Consider the following 19,388-nt stretch of genomic DNA (forward strand, 5'->3'; position numbering starts at 1 on the left):
GGTAACAAACGAAACTTGAAAGCTTTGTTTTGCTTGGCCATATCAATTCACCTCACTTTGTGCGGAAAAATTTCGTATATATTGATTATATCGTAAAAATCCGTACAATCAATATGAGGTGATATTGCTCCGGTGCATGGAAACGGCCGTTTTTCCGAACGCTAATGTCTTACTCATAAACGGCAGCGCGTGCCCATTTGCCCCGGGAAAACACCCAATCGAATGGTCCCCGGCTTCTCTTTTTCAACAACCTTCTTCAACTGTTTGTTACAAACAGTTGAAGAACGGGTAAACTACTGTCGTATTCCATCGGAGAGGAGTAAGTGAAGATGAGATTGAAAGATAAAGTAGCGATTATAACCGGCGGCGGTTCCGGCATCGGGGAAGCGTCCGCTTTGAAACTGGCTGCAGAAGGCGCAAAAGTTTGCGTAATGGATATTGAACAGGAACGGGCGGATGAGGTGAAAAGACGGATTGAACAAAATGGCGGGGAGGCAATGGCTTTGGAAGTCGACGTCGCTGATCCGGAACAGGTGAAAGCGGCTGTTGACAAGACAGTCGGAGAATGGGACCGGCTGGATATCGTGTTCTCCAATGCCGGCATTAACGGGACAGTGACACCGATTGAAGATTTGTCCCCGGATGACTGGGATCAAACGTTGTCGACCAATTTAAAAGGGACTTTTCTCCTGACAAAATATGCAATCCCGCATATGAAAAATAGCGGCGGCAGCATTATCATCACAAGCTCGATCAACGGCAACCGCATTTTTTCCAACATCGGCATGTCCGCCTACAGCAGTTCAAAAGCAGGGCAGGTAGCATTTATGAAAATGGCCGCTTTGGAACTTGCCCGCTATAAAATCCGGGTCAATGCTGTTTGCCCGGGGGCGATTGAAACAAAAATCGAGCAAAACACGAACCGTACGGAAGCGCTCGAGAAAGTGCAAATTCCGGCTGAATTTCCGGAGGGCGACCAGCCGCTTTCCGAAGGGCCGGGAAAACCGGAACAAGTTGCCGATCTCGTTTTGTTCCTTGCATCGGACGATTCCAGCCATATTAGCGGCACAGACATCTATATCGACGGGACGGAATCGCTGCTGCGGGGATAACGTTTATTGACGCATCCGGCCCCGGACATCCGCATGTTGAAGGTGCGCAGAGCTTTTCCTAAAATCATGTTTGGCATCCTTTCCAAGCCCAATTTAAAAGGCGGCGTTGTCTCTTTGAAGCCACTGAAAAAGCACTGCAAAAATAAAAAAGACGTTGACACACTCCTGCTATTTGTGTTTCAACGTCTTTTTGCATTCTATATGTTGTATGCATGGTAATACAAAATCACTTTTTTAATGGCGTTGTCTCTTTTCGCCGCCTTTCTTTTTTTTGCGATTTTAAAACGGATAAAATATGAATGCCAACACGGCAGTGAGGATGCCCGTAATGATCCCGAAAAATACTTCTGCCGGTTTATGCCCTAAAAGTTCTTTCAGTTTCTGCCGGGATTCCGCATTTGTTGTCTCCGGATCTTTCATTGTCTCCATGAGGCGGTTAAAGTCGGCGAGCAGGCGGTTCAGCACTTCTGCATGGAAGCCGGCCTGCCTGCGCACACCGGTGGCATCGTAAATGACAATGGATGAAAACACGATGCTGATGGCAAAGGCATTGGAACCGAATCCGGAAGTCAGCCCGATCGCCGTTGTAAGGGCAATGACCATCGAGGTATGCGAACTGGGCATTCCGCCTGTACTGAACGCCATTCTCCAGTCAAATTTCCCTGATGTGATGAAATGAATGGGCACTTTTATGATTTGTGCTACAAGCATTCCAAGTAAAGCGGATAAAATCGGATACGATAAAAACATTTTTCCTCCTTCATGAAAAAAACTATTTTTTTCTGTCCGGCTGTGTACGCTGCGATGATGATCATGCAAGAGCCGCCCGGTTAATTGAAAAAAGCGGCAATGGGCTTTCGGCATTTTCTTTTAACACCATTTGGCTGAGCATCTCTCCGACACTGCTTGCAAATTTAAAGCCGTGTCCTGAAAATCCTGCGGCTATGGCCACATTGGGATATGCAGGATGGGTATCGATGATGAAATGTTCATCCGGCGTATTGGTGTACAAGCATACTTTTCCCTTTTTTAAGCGACCGGCTGCCCCCCGCATGTATGTTTTCAAAAAGGCCCGGATATCTCCTTCGTCTTCACGGTATGCGCCAAATTCCCGGTTCATTGTATCAGGGTCAGCCGCCTGCCCGCCGTCATGGCGCCCGACTTTCACGCCGCTTCCATTAAAACTTGGAAAACCGTAGTATGTTCCTTCGTATCCGTCCATTGTAAAAGCCGGAAACACATCTGCATTGAACAGCGCTTCGTCCGCTTCAAACCAGCCGACCGTTTTCCGGACCGGCTGAAGCGGCAAATTGAGCCCTAAGTTTTCAAGCAGTTTCCCGTTCCACGCACCGCCGCTGACAATGCATTTTTCAGCGGTGAATGTGCCGCTTTCTGTTACAACAGTGACAGTCCGGCCGTCGGTTTTCAGATCTGTAACCTGGGTATTGGCAAGCAGGCGCGCACCCTTTGCTTCCGCCAGTTTACGGCAGGCGCGGATGCAGTTTTCCGGAAACAGGACGCCGGCATCCGGTTCATAAATGGCACGGTAGCCCGCGGGAAGCGAAATGCCGGGCCAGCGTTTTTCCACTTCCACGCCGGCCATCGTTTCAATCGGGAGGTTGTATGTATTTGCGCTTTCGACTGCTTCGTTTAAAAAGGCCGCATGATCCTCCGGGCTGAAACTGAGGACGCCGGTTTTGGCAAAAATCTTTTCTCCGGAGGCCTTTTCCAGTTCATCCCAAAGCGTTTGCGCCCGCAACACGAGCGGCACGTAATCCCGCCCTTCCCCGTAGGCATGGCGGATGATTCTCGTTTCGCCGTGGTGGCTGCCGGATGTATGCGGCGGGTCAAAAGCATCCAGCAAAAGCGTTTTTACACCCTGGCTTGCCAGAAAATAACCGGCTGCCATTCCCATTGAACCGGCACCAACGACAATAACATCGTAATGTTTCTCCATTGTATTCCCTCCCTCTCCGTTATTATAACTATAACATGTGGTTTGGAAAATTTGGCAAAAACAGAAGATGCCCTTTTAATAAATGGCATCTTCTGTAACAAGGTCGTTTTCCGCAAACCGTTCGACCCGGAGCGGTGTAAGATCAATGGTTTCATACTTTCCGGTCCGGATCAGCTCCGACAGCCCCTTTCCGACGGCCGGCGCCTGCTGCATACCGTGCCCGCTGAACCCGAACGCGGCAAAATACCCTTTCATTTCCGGATGCTCGCCGATGATGGCATTATGGTCGGCAGTATTGTAGTCATAAAGGCCGGCCCAGCCGCGTTCGACTTTTACCTTTTCAAAATTCGGGATGCGCTGCGCAAGAACAGGCCAAATCTGCTCTTCAAATTCGGACCGCTTCCAGCTGAAGTCGATCGCCGGCTTTTCCTCTTCCCCGTATCCGGCAATGATTTTGCGCCCCTCGTGCCGGAAATAGACACCAGTCGGATCCATCGTCAGCGGCAACGGTTTTGCAAGCGGTTTTTCCACATCAAACATAAAAATCCGCCGCGGTACCGGTATAATCGGAAGCGGCAATCCGGCTTTGCTGCTCAATCCGGAAGCCCAGGCGCCCGCACAGTTCACGACAACAGGCGCAAAAAACGCCCGGCCATCTTTGAGCCGCACGCCTTTTATCCGGCCCTCTTCCGCCAAAAAGCAGTCCGCTTCTTCATAAATATATTCCGCGCCGAGATGTTTCGCATTTTTTATAAACCCTTGCATCGCCGTGTACGGGTCCAAATACCCGCTTTCCGCACAGTACAGCCCGCCTGCAAGATCACGCGTGATTAATTCGGGAATGAGCGCCACAAGCTCTGTTTTCCCAAGCCATTCAGATAAGATGCCGTTTTGGTGCTGGAGCTTTAACTGCTTTTCAAAAAGCGGCCTCATTTTTTCTGCCGCTAGAAATAAGTATCCGCGCTGTTTCAAATCGATTTCAAAAGTTTCGTTCCCGATGGCCATGTTACGGGTGAAATTTTGATAGGCTTTAAGGCTGTACCGGCTCATTTTAATATTAATCCCCGTTGTAAAAAGCTGCCGGATGCCGCCTGCGCTCCGCGGGGTTGACGCATATGCATAGGAGGGGTCCTTTTCAAACACAATGATCCTGCCTGTAAACCCGTCCGCGAGCAAATGGTACGCCACACTCGAACCGATAATCCCGCCGCCAACAATGATCACATCCGCCTTGTTTTTCATCCCATCCCCCTTTAATGATTGTCGATCTGGGCGCGCTGCAGTTTCCCGCTGAAATCGACATACACGGCTTTCCATTCCGTGTATACATCAAGCGCTGCGGGCCCCGAGTCGCGGTGCCCGTTGCCCGTTCCTTTTGTCCCGCCGAACGGGAGATGGATTTCAGCCCCCGTCGTCCCGGCATTGATGTAGACAATCCCGGTATCCAAATCACGCATCGCCTGAAAAGCTTTATTCACATCTTTTGTAAAAATGCCGCTCGATAACCCGAACGTGACGCTGTTGTTAACGGCAATCGCTTCTTCAAGGCCTGCTACCGGAATGATCGAAACAACCGGGCCGAAAATTTCTTCCTGTGCAATGACCATTTCCGGGCTGACATCCGTAAAAACGGTCGGCGCATAGTAATATCCTTTTCCCGGCAAAATGCGCCCGCCTGTAAGCAGCCTTGCCCCTTCTTTTTTGCCGGTTTCAACATACTGGTGGATGCGGTCGAGCGCTTCTACATTGATAACCGGGCCGACTGCCACCGTTTCATCGAGGCCGTCGCCGATTTTCAATTCCGCCGTTCGCCGGATCAGCTTTTCTTCTAGTGCATCTTTGATCTTTTCATGGGCAATGACCCGGCTTGTAGCCGTGCATCTTTGCCCGCTCGTGCCAAATGCACCCCAAAGGATGCCGTCCACCGCTAGATCAAGATCCGCATCGTCCATGACAATCACTGCGTTCTTCCCGCCCATTTCAAGCGAAGTCCGTTTCAGAAGGCCGCCTGCCCGTTCATTGATTTTACGCCCGACTTCATTCGAGCCGGTAAAAGAGATGAGGCCGATGCCCGGATGTTCCACCATCGCTCCGCCAATCACGGAACCGGAGCCGTGGACAAGATTGACAAGCCCTTTTGGGAGTCCCGCTTCTTCATAAATTTTTACAAATGCGCATGCTGTGGCCGGCGTTTCCGTAGCTGGCTTCCAAATCACCGCATTCCCCGTTACAAGCGCCGGCAGTGATTTCCAGGAAGCAATGGCGATCGGAAAATTCCACGGCGTGATCAGCCCGGCAACGCCAACCGGCACACGGATGCTCATCGCAAATTTATTTTGCAGCTCAGATGGCACGGTATCACCGAATTGGCGTCTCCCTTCCCCTGCCATGTAAAATGCCATGTCGATCGCTTCCTGCACTTCCCCGCGCGCTTCATCGATCACCTTGCCCATTTCGCTTGTAAGCGTGCGCGCGATCTGTTCTTTTCTTTGTTTTAACAGTTCTCCGACTTTGTATAAATAGTTTGCGCGCTCAGGTGCCGGAACGAGCCGCCACATGCTTTGCGCGCTTTTGGCAGCCTGGACGGCGCGGTCAAGGTCCCGTGCTTCGGACTGCGCCACTTCGCCCAATGTTTTCCTGTTTGCAGGATTTACAACCGGGGCAAATTTTCCCGTTGACGGTTTGCACCACTCGCCGTCAATGTAATTCAAATATTTTTCCATGCGCTGTTCCCCCTTTAAAAATCGAGCATTTGCCCGATCCCGAGCTGTATGGCTTTTTCGTAAACCGTTTCTGCAGCCACCAGGTCAAACAGGGCCATGCCCGTTGATTTAAAAACCTGCAGCGTGTTTGGATCCGGCTTTACTTTTTGCGTGACAATTTTGGAAAACGGAATGGTTTCAAGCCGGCTGTCCACATCCCCACTTTCCTTTGCGGCATCGTGCGAGTCGAGATATATCGATTTCAAGTTTTTCAAAAGCGCATCAGGAAATTCGCGCATATGCGGCTGGTATGAACCGATGCCAATGACAAGCTTTCCGTCGTAAAGGTCTTCTTCCGGCAGTACAGGTGTGGCAGATGATGTTGCCGTAATGAGGATATCGGCGTTCTCGGCAAGTTCGCGGGCGGATTTGGCTGTATGGACCGGGATATTTGGAATGAGCGTTTTGAACCGGCGAATAAATGGGGGAATGTGGGAAGGTGTCCGGTTGAATAAAAAAATGTTTTCGATGTTGCGTGCGGTGCAAACGCCGGCAAGCTGATACAGCCCCTGATAACCCGTGCCGATAAGCCCGGCCGTTTTGGCATCGCCAGGCGCAAGATATTTTGCCGCCGCCCCGCCGATTGCCCCGGTCCGGAGCCCGGTTAAAACCGTGCCGTCCATAAGCGTTTTCATGGATCCATTCCTGCTGTCAACCAAAATGACAGCGCCCTGTGTCACCGGCCGGTCCTTGTTGCCCGGGAAAACCGAGACGATTTTTGCGCCGGCTGCCTCATTTGTGCTGCACGGCATAAAAAGGACGGAGTGGTTCCGGATGGTAAAATGCGTGCGCAGTGGCATTTGATAACCGTTTTCTTCATAGATGCGGTATGCTTCTTCTACAGCTGCAACCATTTCCTGCATGGAGGCCGATTTGAGGACATCACTTCCGTTAAGGACAAGCAAGGCCGCACCTCCTTACTTCAGGGATTTGGTAAAAATATATGTGAGGCAAAGCAGGATCATGATAAAAAAGGATTTGGCAGCCGGGGAAGCAGCTTTGGGTCCCGGACCTCAAGCTTTGTCGGATTGGGGGCTATAACGGGACAGTTCCTCAGGGGTTAATTTTATTTTTCCTCAGGGGCGCATATACGAAAAAACGCCCAAACCTGTAACAGGGTGGACGTTTTGTGTGATGGAGCATAGCGGGTTCGAACCGCTGACCTCTTGCATGCCATGCAAGCGCTCTCCCAGCTGAGCTAATGCCCCGTGATATAAAGTTGGGAATGGAGCATAGCGGATTCGAACCGCCGACCTCTACAATGCGAATGTAGCGCTCTCCCAACTGAGCTAATGCCCCGTTTTGTCATGATCACCGTTTTTCATCAGCGACAATGTTATTATACAATGCAAAAAATGATTGTGCAACTATTTTTTTAAAAAATAGTTTCCCGTTTGCCGCCTTGTTTTTTCGCATTGCGGCCGGGGAATACTAATGAAGATACCAAAAAAGGAAGTGGACGGTATGTTTCATTTCTTTTATTACCGTTTTTTACGCTGGCCGATCATTGTCCGGATATTGAACCTGGCCCTTGCTGTGATCTTTGTATTCGGGCTGGCCATCCATTTTGTCGAACCGAAAACTTTCCCGACGGTGTTTGATGGTGTTTGGTGGGCAGTCATCACGACAGCAACAGTCGGTTACGGGGATTTGTACCCGGTCACTTTTGCGGGCCGGGTGATCGGCATCATCCTCATTTTATCGGGTGCCGGCATTCTGTCTGCTTATTTCGTGGCGCTGGCCGGTGCAACGGCTAAACGGCAAAACGCTTTTTTGGAAGGAAAAGCGGTGTTTACGGGAGGAAAACAAATGGTCATTATCGGCTGGAACGAACGCGCCAGAAAAGTAATCGGGCAGCTCATGGAATTAAAAGAGCGGCAGCCCATTGTATTGGTGGATGAAACACTTGAATCCAACCCTTATCCTTATGATAATGTGTATTTTATAAAAGGAAAGCCGTATCAGGACGAGACGCTGAAAAAAGCAAATGTCCGGGCGGCGAAGGCAGTGCTGATCACGTCCGACCAGCATAAAACGGAGACGGAAGCAGACATGGGCGCAGTCCTGACACTGCTTGCTGTCAAAGGCTTGAACCCGGATGCATATTGTATTGTGGAAATCCAGACAGCCGACCAGGTAGTAAATGCCAAGCGGGCGGGCGCGGATGAAGTGATCCAGGCAAATATACAGGCAAGCTTTGTCATGCTGAACAGCCTGATTTCAAACGGGATGTCCGATACGCTTTTGTCGTTATTGAACCAGCAGGAAAAAAACCATCTTGACTTTATTCCGGTGAAGCCGAAGTGGCGGAATTTGACGGTAAAAGATTTGAGCCGGCAGCTGCAGAAAGAGCGAAAAATTTTAATCGGCATCCAATCGAGGGATGACACCATGATCAATCCGCCCTTGGATTATACCATTACGGATGAAGAGCATTTATTTGTCGTTTTGGAAAAAGGCAAGTAACCATTCAAAAGTTTGCCAGGAAAATTTTCCAGCGAATTGGCGATAAAATAACCGAGAACCGGTGCAGGCGGATGTTCAGCAGTGGACGGCCAAATTGGAAAAGCAGCTGATCCCGTGCCTTGCAGATTGCGCATTTTTATAAAGCGGCTTGCACCTTATGCTACATCTGATATGCTGCACTACGAAGATTGCTTCGTTTTGAGAAGCGGCTTCATCTGAATCAGCTGGAAGTTTTGGCTTGCGTTTGCCTTATCCAAGAAAAAAAGCAGGGCTGGCATTGCCCTGCTTTTTTCTGCATTATTTCAAACGTTTTTCGAGTTCTGCTTTCAAATCTTCATAGCCCGGTTTGCCGAGGAGTGCGAACATGTTTTTCTTATATGCTTCCACACCAGGCTGGTCGAACGGGTTGACGCCGTTCAAATAGCCGCTTACCGCACAGGCTTTTTCAAAGAAGTAAACGAGGTAGCCGAATGTGTATGCATCGGTTTTCGGAATGGAGACCACCAGGTTCGGTACGCCGCCGTCTGTATGGGCAAGCAATGTACCTTCAAATGCTTTGTTATTCACAAAGTCAACGGTACGGCCGGCCAAGTAGTTCAAACCATCCAAATCGTTTTCTTCTTTTTCAATTGTCAGTTCTTCGCGCGCCTGCTCTACTTTTACGACCGTTTCAAACAAGTCGCGGCGGCCTTCCTGGACATACTGGCCAAGGGAATGCAAGTCGGTCGAGAAGTTTGCGGAAGAAGGATAGATGCCTTTTTGGTCTTTCCCTTCACTTTCGCCGAATAATTGTTTCCACCATTCGGAGAAATATTGCAGCCCCGGTTCGTAGTTGATCAGCATTTCGATCGTTTTGCCTTTGCGGTACAGGATATTACGGACAGCCGCATATTGGTAGGCAATGTTTTCCGCTACTTCAGGGTTCGAGAAATCATCAACGGCTTTTGCCGCCCCGTCCATCATCGCTTGGATATCGACGCCGCTTACTGCGATCGGAAGCAGACCGACAGGCGTTAAAACAGAGTAACGGCCGCCGACATCATCCGGAATCACGAATGTTTCGTAGCCTTCCGCATCAGCCAGCGTTTTCAATGCTCCTTTTGCGCGGTCCGTTGTCGCATAGACGCGGCCTTTTGCTTCTTTTTCGCCGTATTTTTCAATGAGCAGTTTGTTGAAAATACGGAAAGCAATCGCCGGTTCTGTCGTTGTTCCGGATTTGGAAATGACATTGATGGAGAAATCTTTGCCTTCCAGAACGTCCATTAAATCTTTCATATAGGTGGAGCTGATGCTGTTGCCGACGAAGAAAATTTGCGGGTTTTTGCGTTTTTCTTTCGGCAGCACGTTCATAAAGCTGTGGTTGAGCATTTCAATTGCGGCACGGGCACCAAGATAAGAACCGCCGATGCCGATCACAAGCAGCACGTCGGAATCACTTTGGATTTTTGCCGCTGCTTTTTGGATACGGGCGAATTCTTCTTTATCATAATCTTTTGGCAATGTCAGCCAGCCGGTAAAATCATTGCCGACACCGGTTTTTTCATGTAAAAGCTTGTGGGCCAATCGAATCGGTTCGCTTAAGTATGTAATTTCATGTTCGTTAAAAAACGCGAGCGCTTTTGAATAATCAAACTGAATATGCGTCATTGTCCAGATCCTCCTGTTATCGATTTACCATCTCCACTTTATCGAATCTTTACCCTTTTCGCAAGGAATGTAACGAATTTCTCACATTTCCTGCATGCATAATGTTTGCGGATTCTTGCCATGCTATTCCTGTACATTGAACAAGGAGGTAAAAAAATGAGCATTGTACAAAGAATTGCGTTAATTTTCACGATTATCGGCGCGATCAATTGGGGCTTTATCGGTTTTTTCAACTTTGATCTGGTAGCGGCCATTTTTGGGGACAATTCCGCGATCTCCCGGGTCATTTATGGCATTGTCGGCATTTGCGGCCTGATTAACCTCGGCCTGCTTTTCAAACCGGATGCCGAATTGGAACGTACTACCCAGGCAAAACCGACGAGATAAGTGATCCGGCCGTGGGAAACCGTATTCATTGTAGCAAAGGCAGTGCAGCATGCCTGCCTTTTTTTGTGTTTTTTTATCTTTTTTTCCTTTACGCCCGCTTCTTTTTTCATTTAAAATGAAGCTATAAAGATTAGCGGGGAAGTGTGCAGCTTGGAAATTCAAATTGTTCAGAAACACGCATTTAACGCGGTCGGGAGCAAATGGACCGGTACCTTCGAGCAGGCGGCAAACGGGGATATCAAAAGATTTTTCCATCAATTTAAGCAAAAAATGGGGGAAATCCGTCATTGCACCGATCCCGGTGTTGTGATCGGGCTTTCCTACCACCCGCAGGATGATGATGGCTTGTTTTCCTTTTACCTTGTCCGCGAAGTGGCCTACATAGAAGCGGTTCCGGAAGGCATGACAGCCCTGACTGTTCCTTCGTATACATTTGCGGCTGCGAAATATAAAGGCAAAGGCGTGCAAAAAGCGTATGCCGAATTGTATAAATGGATCAGGAAAAACGGCTATACCGTCTTTCAGGGGCAGCTTGAGCACCGTGAAGATTATCCGGCAACATACGAACCTTTAAGCGATGAACCGGAATTGACCATTTATATCCCGCTATATATAGAATAATACGCGGGCAGATTTCCCCGCGTTAGGCAAACTATTCTGCATAGCAACATGGCACGTGGTTTCAGACGGATTCACCCGGCAAATCGTGGTAAGAAACTATTCTTCATAGAAACGGCGGCGCCCGCCATTCATCCGGCGGGCTTGCGCGTACAAGCGGTTTGCATCGCACTTTAAATTGGGCAGCGGCGTAAGCGGGATTTGTAGCCAGCTCACGGCGGAACTGAGATCCATACACCGGATTTATCCCCCGCAGACCCGGCGTTTTTCGGATAAAAAAAATCCGGACAATCTGTATGCCCGGAATCGCCCGATTATTTTTTAATCAAATCTTCACGTTTTGATTTTTCAATCCATTCTTTTAACTTATCGCGCAGCGTGTTGAAACCTTCTCCGGACTCTTCGGCGGCTTTCACGGCACCTTGGCGCCGGCGCGGTTTCCTTGTGTCTTGATGCGGCGCTTCTTCCGTTGCTTTCATGGAAAGACTGATTTTGCCGCTTTCTTCGTCTACCGACAACACTTTTACTTTGACTTCATCCCCGATGTGGACATAATCGTGAATATCTTTGACATACCCGTGTTTAATTTCGGAAATATGGACAAGGCCTTGTGTCTCTTCATCAAGCGCTACAAACGCGCCGAACGGCTTAATTCCAGTCACTTTTCCGGTGTATACATTTCCTGCTTCATAATTTGACATGAAAACACTCCTAGTATTGTTTTTTCCTGTTATACGCAATAAAATATTATATCATAGTCACGAGTGCATGTCATTCCCCAAATATTTTTCAGGCCTAGCCCCGGCAGGCACCCGGAACCTATATTTATCATTTTTAACTTGCCCGTGTTTAAAAAAGTTCAAAAATTTGCTTCAGCCTGCCACCCGCCCATATGCTACAATAAAATAAAGAAATGAATATGGAAAGGAAGTATTTTTATTTAAAATAATCGTTAAGGGAGGGCGTCTCATGAATAGCTTTGGTGAGAAGTTGAAATTTTACCGTGAATTAAACGGGATGAGCATCGAAGAACTGGCCGTGAAAGCCCGGATTGGCAAACATACACTCGAACAGTACGAAACCGGGGAACAAATTCCGACCACACAGACAATATTAAAACTCTCCACTGTTCTTGATGTAGCCGCTTCCGTATTTTTGGAAGCGCTCGGAAAAAAATAATTTTATAAGAGGTTTAAATTTCATTCACAACGGCTATCCTAATACTACAATGCTTTCCTTAGTGAGGGCGACTTTCGGGAAGCCGCACTATCATAAGTATTCCCCCTTTTTTTATTTTTGCGGGTCCGGTTTTCCGGCCCCGTTTTTTGTATGCTGTTTTCCTGTTTTTTGGATTCGCTTTTTATCCTTTCAGCCAGAATGCACGGGCGGCCGCTGCAAACAGCCTTCCTTACCGTTTTGGAAATTCCCTTGTATATTGGACCGTTTTTCCAGCGCGGTACCGGCTTCAAGTGTTCGCTTCGGGAACTTCTACGGGCGGCCGCTGCAAACAGCCTTCCTTATCTTTTTGGAAATCCTCTTGTATATTGGACCGGAATACCTGCGTCTTTGCGGAGCACGATACCGGCTTCGAGCGCCCAGTACGGGTTGCGCAGCATGCCTCTGCCGACCGCAACAAGATCTGCTTCTTCGTTTCCGATTACCGCATTGGCAAGAACCGGGTCTTCCAGCCGGCCGACAGCAATGACCGGAACGTTTAAAGCCTCTTTGATCCGGCGTGCAAGCGGCACCTGGTAAGCAGCGTGCGTCCCCGGGCGCCCGTCTGCACCGATAGGGCCCTCGCCTCCGGAACTGATATGAAACAGGTCAACACCCGCTTCCTTATACGCCTTCGAAAATGCAATGCTTTCTTCAATGCCATACCCGCCATCGACATATTCACGGGCTGAAATGCGCATAATAAGCGGCATGTCAGCAGGCATTTCTTTTTTGGCAGCGGCGATGACTTCTTTTCCGAATAATGCCAAATCCTGTCCGTATTCATCTGACCGTTTGTTTGTATAGCGCGACTGGAATTCATGGATCAGATAACCGTGCGCGCCGTGGAGTTCGATCGTGTCAAAACCGGCCTGGACGGCGCGGCGGACAGATTCGCCAAATTTGCGGACGACTTCTTTGATTTCTTCCTTCGTTAATGCCTTCGGTGTTTTTGCATTGTCATCAAAAGGGATAGGGGAAGGGGCAACCGGCTGTTTTGCGTCCTGTGCTTTTCTGCCGGCATGTCCGATTTGAATCCCGACTTTGGCGCCGTACTGATGGCACGCTTCCACAATTTTGGCAAGCGGGGCGATCTGTTCATCAGACCATAAGCCGAGATCGTTGTCGGTAATTCTGCCGTCCGGCTCCACATCGGTCATCTCAATAATGATCAGGCCGGCACCCCCGATGGCACGGCTGACGTAATGGACATAATGCCAGTCAGTGGCAACGCCATCTTTTTTCTCAACGGAGTATTGGCACATAGGAGGCATGACAATACGGTTTTTCACTTCAAGCGATTTCAGCTTGTACGGGGTAAATAAATCATTCATTGCAAAACCACTCCTTACGCCTGATATTTTTGCACCTGAACCGCTATGTAAATGGCGGAAAAGTTCGTTCCAAATATAACAAACCGGTGTTACAACCGTCAAAACTTGCGCTCACAGTCCTTGTGCGTGCAAAATTCTGCCTGATTGTGTTAAAATCATCATACACTTACATATCTAAGCGAAAGAAGGAATGAAGGATGGCTCAAACGATTCCAAAATTAACATTCAATAACGGCGTTGAAATCCCGCAACTCGGCCTCGGCGTTTTTCTTGTAAAAGAAGAAAATGAGTTGAAAAACGCTGTGAAAGCCGCGCTGGAAACCGGCTACCGCCATATTGATACTGCGATGATTTACGGGAATGAAACATATGTCGGCGATGCAATCCGGGAAAGCGGCGTAGACCGGAAAGAAATCTTCATTACGTCGAAAGTGTGGAACTACGACCACGGCTATGAAGAAACAAAAGCCGCTTTCCAGGCGAGCCTCGACCGTCTTGGCACCGATTATTTGGATCTTTACTTGATCCACTGGCCGTCACCGAAATATATTGAAACATGGAAAGCAATGGAAGAACTTTACCATGAAGACAAAGTAAAAGCGATCGGCGTATCGAATTTCCAAATCCACCATTTGGAAGATTTGCTGGCCCATAGCGAAGTGGTGCCGGTGATCAACCAAATTGAGACACATCCGGAATTTCCGCAAAATGAACTGCATGCATTTCTGAAACAGCATCATATTTTACATGAAGCATGGGGCCCGCTCGGCCAGGGCAAAAACAACCTGCTTGAGCAGCCTGTTTTGGTTGAGCTTGGGAAAAAATACGGCAAAACCCCGGCGCAAATTGTGCTGCGCTGGCACGTGGAACGAGGCATTGTCGTCATTCCAAAATCGGTGACCCCGAGCCGGATTAAAGAAAACAGCGAGATTTTCGATTTCTCGTTAACCCCGGAAGACATGGAAAAAATCGCTTCATTGAACACCGGGAAACGGTACGGAAGGAATCCGGATGACGAAGAATTTTTAGCACAAACTTCCGTAAGGCCAGAATAAAGACGGGCAGCTGTCCTCTGGGCAGCTGCTTTTTTAATTGCTTTTCCGGAAATGATACCGGTTTCTCCCGGAGCGCCTCCCATCGCCAATTTCTTGCGGCTTTCCGGCGATTGATTGATTTTTCCAGAGATCCCCTTTGGTTTTGCTGTACTTTTCATGCCGGCTGCTTTTTTTCCAGCGAATGCGAAGCCACCATGGGAGGTTCATGCCCGCCGTTTCGCGGGGGGCTGTGCCTGTTGTTTTGGATCTTTTCGCCTGAACCCGCTGGTTTAAATTTTACGCTGGTTTTTCTCTGCCCCAAGGCAGCAAGATCAATCATCAAAATGGATGCATTTTCCAGCCAATGGTATACTGATTACAAAATACGAAAGGAGCGATAGAAATTGTCCATTTCCATTCCTGAAATCAAACTGAACGACGGGATGACCGTTCCGGCCGTCGGATTCGGCACATACAAACTGAACGGGGCGGCAGGCGTCCAGGCGATCGTAAGCGCCATTGATGCGGGTTACCGCCTGATTGATTCGGCATTTAATTATGAAAACGAAGGAGCGGTCGGCGAAGCGGTCCGGCGCTCTTCCGTTCCGCGTGAACAGCTGCGCATCACTTCAAAACTCCCGGGGCGGCACCATGCTTATAAAGAAGCGGTCCAGACCATTCAGGAATCATTGTACAGGTCCGGCCTCGATTACTTTGACCTTTACCTCATCCACTGGCCGAACCCAAGCAAAGATTTATATGTGGAAGCGTGGCAGGCGCTTGTCGATGCGCAAAAATGGGGGCTTGTCCGCTCGATCGGCGTTTCCAACTTTTTGCCGGAGCATTTGCAAAGGATCATAAAAGAAACCGGGGTTGCGCCGAGCATAAACCAGGTGGAACTTCACCCTTATTTCGCACAGGAGGAGCAGCGCGCCTGGCATGAAGAACACGGAATTGTAACGGAATCATGGAGCCCGCTTGGAAGAGCGAACCATCTGCTTGAAGATCCGGCGATTCAAAAAATTGCTGCGGCCCATCAGAAATCCGTTCCGCAAGTGATTTTGCGCTGGCATACACAGCTTGGCGCCATTCCGCTCCCGAAATCGGCTTCCCCGGAAAGGCAGCTGGAAAACCTGTCCATCTTTGATTTTTCGCTTTCTGAAGAAGAGATGCGCGCCATATCCGGATTAAGCCGCCCGGACGGCAGGACTTTTGGGCAGGATCCGGCAACCTATGAAGAATTTTAAACCCATGTAAAAAAGGGGCTGCCCCAAAACCGTTAAACGGCTGATGGGAGCCCCCTTTTTTGATACAAGCGTTTATGAATTTCCGTCACTATGCCCACAAGAGCTTCATGAATTTTATGATCCAAATAAAGGGGCTTTAGGGACAGCCCCTTTATCTAAAACAGTAACCGGCCCGTATAGAAGCCGTCTCGGCCATTAATAAACGATGACCGGTTCATTCTGTTCCAGGTTGTCATAGACGGTTTTCATGACACTTGGCGGCGTGTTCACACATCCGCCGGAGCCGTGGTGGAGATAGGCGTCCATGGCCCAGTTCTTCCGCCAGCCCGCATCATGGAAACCGACACCGCCGAGCGTGAAAGGTGCCCAATATTTTACCTTGACGGAATAATTCGGGTTGCCCGCTTCACTGCCCTCCAGTACAGACGGGGACTCTTTGTATTCGATATACCAGACCCCTTTTGGCGTATCTTCATTTGTGTCATGCCTTCCCGTTACAACCCGGGTTGTGACTTTCAGCTTGCCATCCTTATAAATCCAGATGCGCTGGTCGGAAATCGACACTTCCGCATACGTATCGCCAATCCCGTTTTTGGCCAGGACATGGTAGCCGACGCCGATCGTGCTGTACCCTTCGCCGTAAATATTGTAGGCCTTGACGGTGTCCTTGCCGTTTTGGAAGGCGTCCGCAATCCGTTTCGCTTCCGCTTTCGTATCGATCGCCCAGCCATACGACTGGCCTTTTACGGAAATGACGGAGCCCGCATGCGTTTTGAAACTGAAGTTTTTATGGAGCGTCGATTTCTCCTTGTTCAACTCTTCCAGCCGCGACTGGATGCCGGACGGGTCAATTGCCAGTTTCATATCTTTGGAGACGGATGCATTTTGAACCAGTTCACTTGCCTTGAACGGGTATTTCTTTTCCTGCAGGAGATAGTTGACCGTCTTGTTTGAGAGTTCTTCAAGCTTTTGCTTTTCCTGCTTTACAATCCTGCTGTTTTCCCGGACCGGCTGAAGTTTCACCGGGCGCAAATGAATTTCACTGTTGTATTTTTGCTTGTCATATGCCTTTAACATGGCGGAAATGTCGTATTGATTGCCGTTTTTGCTTTTCGATACGCCGATTTTTCCGTCCTTCATATAAGCCTGTGCATCTTTTGGCGCCTGCAGATTTTTATTTTGCTGTTCCAGTTTTTTGGAAACTTCCTGCTTCAGTGTCACATTGCGGTGGTGGTCCGTCCGCCCCGGCATGATCATATAATCTTTCTCTTTAAAAGACGGAATCCATGTGCGCTGGGTTTTGAAAACGCGTTTAACCTTCGCCATATCGCCGTCTGTAAAACGGACCTTTGTATCTTTTCCGTCCACCAAAACTTTGTTTCCGACATAAACTTTATTTGTTAATGTCATAGACTTTAATTTTTCCATCGCCTGTTCAGTGGTCATGCCGCCGACTTTGACGCTGTTGATTTTGACATGCGGGTTAAAATGGGTAGCCTGGTAATAGCCGGCACCGCCTAAAAGAATGATGACAACTGCCGCAATGATGCCAATGAGAAGACCTTTCTTCCTGGTTATGGCCGATCACCCCAATAAAGTAGTTTATGTTACAAAAAGATTACATCATTTACATATAAGATATATGAATCCGCCCGGTTATACAAGCCATTTATTTCATTTCATCCAACGTTCACAACTCATCGGGGAAGCAACATGACACCCTTTCCTGCCTTTTTACCGGAAACGCCGGGCATCTGCCGCCTATAAAAAAAGAAACGCTACTCCGAATGTGGAAAGCGATTTTTCTTCATGATTTCTTCTTCCAGTTTTTTTGCCTGCTTTACCTGCTTTTCATTGATTTTCCGGAAAATGAAAAACACGAGTACCGCAAGCAGCACAAAAAATGAAAGTGAAATCAAAGCCGGGATATAATACTTTTTCTCCTGCGGAAATTGAACCAGAAATCCGATGAGGTATGGAAACAATGGTATCTCCCCCTTTTAATCGATCATAACAGCCGAAAGCCACAAAGAAAACGGATACAGCACCGCATTTTTCATGCGGTGCTGATGGTCAGGTTTCCGAAAAGAGCCGCAGGGAAGGCCGGCATAGAACCATGATTAACGGATGGTGATTTTTTCAATGATGACATCATGCACCGGTTTATCCTGCAGGCCTGTCCGGACGCCGGCGATTTCATCGACAACCTCCATGCCTTCAATGACCTGGCCAAATACGGTGTGGCGGAAATCAAGCCACGGGGTCCCGCCTTTTTCCATATAAGCTTCCACGACTTCAGCCGGGTAACCCGCCTGTTCCATCTGCCCTTTCATGCTGGGATCGACCGTTTTGCTTTGGACGATGAAAAACTGGCTGCCGTTTGTGTTCGGGCCGGCGTTGGCCATGGACAAAGCCCCGCGGAAATTGAAAAGCCGCTCTGAAAATTCGTCTTCGAACGGGGCGCCGTAGATGCTTTCGCCGCCGGTCCCGTTTCCGCTCGGGTCCCCGCCCTGGATCATGAACCCGTCGATCACACGGTGGAACGTCAAGCCGTCATAATAACCGTTTTTGCTGTGCGTGACAAAATTTTCGACCGTTTTCGGCGCAAAGGCCGGAAACAGCTTGATCGTGATGGTGCCCATATTTGTCTGCATGTCTGCAACCGTTTCGTTTTCATGCACTTCCGCTTGAAGCTGCGGATACATTGTGTCTTCTGCCATATGTTTGAAACCTCCATTTGTTTCACTATTCTTGTCTACTTTACTAAAATCCGGGCAAAAAGTCCAAACGTTTTCTTTTGCTTCTTTTCGGCTTTTTCACCATAATGGATGATAGAATCGTTATCAGCTCGTCTATGAAGAGGCTTAATAAGACCGACAAGACGAAAACAGTTCTATTGGGGATTCACAAAACGCCATGGTTTGATCCGGAAGCAGAAAACGATTTTGAATCAGATTTTATCCAATCTATTCATTTGATCAATATCAATTTCTCTAATTTTTATGAAGCATATAAAGATCTGGACCGAGCAGTTGAAGCTTTTCAATATGCCAATCTAATTGGCCGGTTTCAATTGATAAAAAATGATGAAAAGCAGGCGAAGCACAAGGAAAAAATTCAGAGCCTCTGCCAAAATAAAAATATACCCTTGAGCGAGGCTCTGGAAAATTAATTATCCCGGTTTTTTTGCCTTTTCATCCAGATTTTCAATTCAATAGAAGTAAAACGGTCATTTTCCTTCAAAAAAAGGGCATACGTATCCCGCCTTCACAAAATGGGTTTTTTTCACTACCCTTTGTGGAAAGGAAACGCTCATTTTATTTATTCACATATCCACCTGTGAATAACTTAATTTGCTCTTTGCAGCCGATTGCGTGTCCATCCACAATTGGCCTTTCCTGTCTGATGGTACGCCATATTTGCCATGATGTGCATAGATATCATGCATCGATCTACATGAGCTTCAACTGCCTGTTTCCCACGCTTGTGAACACGACGGAGACTGTATCCGTCTTTTAAAATGCCAAAGATTCGTTCGATGATCGTTCTGGCACTATATAACACTTCAAATGTGCGCCCATGTTGCGGCAACTCGACATCTACTTGAGG

The 19,388-nt window shown here is 48.4% G+C and carries 21 protein-coding genes and 2 tRNA genes; 8 read left to right on the top strand and 15 right to left on the bottom strand.

Translation table 11 applies throughout. The features are described 5' to 3' along the window. Positions 1-329: 329 nt before the first annotated feature. On the top strand, positions 330-1,112 hold the full coding sequence (locus IC21_RS06525) for an SDR family oxidoreductase (protein WP_029142657.1): 783 nt from the start codon (positions 330-332) through the stop codon (positions 1,110-1,112). Between the two features lie 279 nt (positions 1,113-1,391). Here the strand turns inward: IC21_RS06525 and IC21_RS06535 are convergent, their stop codons facing one another. From IC21_RS06535 to IC21_RS06565, 7 genes are all read right to left on the bottom strand, one after another. After that, positions 1,392-1,862, bottom strand: coding sequence for a divergent PAP2 family protein (locus IC21_RS06535; RefSeq protein ID WP_017554802.1), 471 nt, complete (start codon positions 1,860-1,862; stop codon positions 1,392-1,394). Positions 1,863-1,923: 61 nt separating this feature from the next. Next, positions 1,924-3,069, bottom strand: coding sequence for an N-methyl-L-tryptophan oxidase (solA, locus tag IC21_RS06540; protein WP_029142655.1), 1,146 nt, complete (start codon positions 3,067-3,069; stop codon positions 1,924-1,926). A 75-nt stretch (positions 3,070-3,144) separates the two neighbouring features. Further along, on the bottom strand, positions 3,145-4,311 hold the full coding sequence (locus IC21_RS06545; protein ID WP_029142654.1) for an NAD(P)/FAD-dependent oxidoreductase: 1,167 nt from the start codon (positions 4,309-4,311) through the stop codon (positions 3,145-3,147). An 11-nt stretch (positions 4,312-4,322) separates the two neighbouring features. Further along, the gene (locus IC21_RS06550) at positions 4,323-5,792 is read right to left on the bottom strand and encodes an aldehyde dehydrogenase family protein (protein WP_029142653.1); all 1,470 of its coding nucleotides are present in this window, start codon (positions 5,790-5,792) and stop codon (positions 4,323-4,325) included. 14 nt (positions 5,793-5,806) lie between these two features. Continuing rightward, a complete protein-coding gene (locus tag IC21_RS06555; protein WP_029142652.1) occupies positions 5,807-6,736 on the bottom strand; it encodes an ornithine cyclodeaminase family protein in 930 nt (309 codons plus the stop codon). 230 nt (positions 6,737-6,966) lie between these two features. After that, a tRNA-Ala gene (locus IC21_RS06560) sits at positions 6,967-7,039 on the bottom strand. A gap of 18 nt (positions 7,040-7,057) precedes the next feature. Further along, a tRNA-Ala gene (locus tag IC21_RS06565) sits at positions 7,058-7,130 on the bottom strand. A 165-nt stretch (positions 7,131-7,295) separates the two neighbouring features. Between IC21_RS06565 and IC21_RS06570 the strand changes: the two genes are divergently transcribed. Beyond that, positions 7,296-8,297: a potassium channel family protein gene (locus tag IC21_RS06570; RefSeq protein ID WP_029142651.1), complete on the top strand. Its 1,002-nt coding sequence runs from the start codon at positions 7,296-7,298 to the stop codon at positions 8,295-8,297. A gap of 297 nt (positions 8,298-8,594) precedes the next feature. Here the strand turns inward: IC21_RS06570 and IC21_RS06575 are convergent, their stop codons facing one another. Continuing rightward, complete coding sequence (locus IC21_RS06575) at positions 8,595-9,944, bottom strand: glucose-6-phosphate isomerase (RefSeq protein WP_013860095.1); 1,350 nt, start codon at positions 9,942-9,944, stop codon at positions 8,595-8,597. A gap of 156 nt (positions 9,945-10,100) precedes the next feature. Between IC21_RS06575 and IC21_RS06580 the strand changes: the two genes are divergently transcribed. Continuing rightward, positions 10,101-10,331: a DUF378 domain-containing protein gene (locus tag IC21_RS06580; RefSeq protein ID WP_029142650.1), complete on the top strand. Its 231-nt coding sequence runs from the start codon at positions 10,101-10,103 to the stop codon at positions 10,329-10,331. 141 nt (positions 10,332-10,472) lie between these two features. Continuing rightward, a complete protein-coding gene (locus IC21_RS06585; protein WP_234969587.1) occupies positions 10,473-10,952 on the top strand; it encodes a GyrI-like domain-containing protein in 480 nt (159 codons plus the stop codon). Between the two features lie 96 nt (positions 10,953-11,048). Here the strand turns inward: IC21_RS06585 and IC21_RS17550 are convergent, their stop codons facing one another. Further along, the gene (locus tag IC21_RS17550; protein WP_257677594.1) at positions 11,049-11,183 is read right to left on the bottom strand and encodes a hypothetical protein; all 135 of its coding nucleotides are present in this window, start codon (positions 11,181-11,183) and stop codon (positions 11,049-11,051) included. 80 nt (positions 11,184-11,263) lie between these two features. Next, complete coding sequence (yugI, locus tag IC21_RS06590; RefSeq protein ID WP_013860098.1) at positions 11,264-11,650, bottom strand: S1 domain-containing post-transcriptional regulator GSP13; 387 nt, start codon at positions 11,648-11,650, stop codon at positions 11,264-11,266. Positions 11,651-11,918: 268 nt separating this feature from the next. Between yugI and IC21_RS06595 the strand changes: the two genes are divergently transcribed. Beyond that, the gene (locus IC21_RS06595) at positions 11,919-12,128 is read left to right on the top strand and encodes a helix-turn-helix domain-containing protein (RefSeq protein WP_019721420.1); all 210 of its coding nucleotides are present in this window, start codon (positions 11,919-11,921) and stop codon (positions 12,126-12,128) included. Positions 12,129-12,466: 338 nt separating this feature from the next. Here IC21_RS06595 and IC21_RS06605 read toward each other — a convergent pair whose 3' ends face one another. Next, positions 12,467-13,498, bottom strand: a complete 1,032-nt coding sequence (locus IC21_RS06605) for an NADH:flavin oxidoreductase/NADH oxidase (RefSeq protein ID WP_017553439.1) — start codon at positions 13,496-13,498, stop codon at positions 12,467-12,469. A 197-nt stretch (positions 13,499-13,695) separates the two neighbouring features. Between IC21_RS06605 and IC21_RS06610 the strand changes: the two genes are divergently transcribed. Together IC21_RS06610 and IC21_RS06615 are read left to right on the top strand one after the other, a co-directional pair. After that, positions 13,696-14,553: an aldo/keto reductase gene (locus IC21_RS06610; RefSeq protein WP_029142648.1), complete on the top strand. Its 858-nt coding sequence runs from the start codon at positions 13,696-13,698 to the stop codon at positions 14,551-14,553. 383 nt (positions 14,554-14,936) lie between these two features. After that, complete coding sequence (locus tag IC21_RS06615; RefSeq protein WP_019721419.1) at positions 14,937-15,779, top strand: aldo/keto reductase; 843 nt, start codon at positions 14,937-14,939, stop codon at positions 15,777-15,779. A gap of 195 nt (positions 15,780-15,974) precedes the next feature. Here the strand turns inward: IC21_RS06615 and IC21_RS06620 are convergent, their stop codons facing one another. From IC21_RS06620 to IC21_RS06630, 3 genes are all read right to left on the bottom strand, one after another. After that, on the bottom strand, positions 15,975-17,225 hold the full coding sequence (locus IC21_RS06620; RefSeq protein WP_029142647.1) for a L,D-transpeptidase family protein: 1,251 nt from the start codon (positions 17,223-17,225) through the stop codon (positions 15,975-15,977). Between the two features lie 332 nt (positions 17,226-17,557). Further along, positions 17,558-17,764, bottom strand: a complete 207-nt coding sequence (locus IC21_RS06625; protein WP_019721417.1) for a hypothetical protein — start codon at positions 17,762-17,764, stop codon at positions 17,558-17,560. Positions 17,765-17,899: 135 nt separating this feature from the next. After that, positions 17,900-18,499: a peptidylprolyl isomerase gene (locus tag IC21_RS06630; RefSeq protein ID WP_013860105.1), complete on the bottom strand. Its 600-nt coding sequence runs from the start codon at positions 18,497-18,499 to the stop codon at positions 17,900-17,902. A 104-nt stretch (positions 18,500-18,603) separates the two neighbouring features. On the opposite strand from IC21_RS06630, the gene IC21_RS06635 reads away from it, so the two are divergent. After that, on the top strand, positions 18,604-18,951 hold the full coding sequence (locus IC21_RS06635; RefSeq protein WP_142236803.1) for a DUF4391 domain-containing protein: 348 nt from the start codon (positions 18,604-18,606) through the stop codon (positions 18,949-18,951). 176 nt (positions 18,952-19,127) lie between these two features. Here the strand turns inward: IC21_RS06635 and IC21_RS16185 are convergent. Next, a partial coding sequence (locus IC21_RS16185) for a transposase (protein ID WP_155116793.1) occupies positions 19,128-19,388 on the bottom strand: 261 nt, incomplete at its 5' end.

It is taken from the genome of Heyndrickxia coagulans DSM 1 = ATCC 7050 (genome assembly GCF_000290615.1).
Lineage (GTDB): Bacteria > Bacillota > Bacilli > Bacillales > Bacillaceae_C > Weizmannia > Weizmannia coagulans.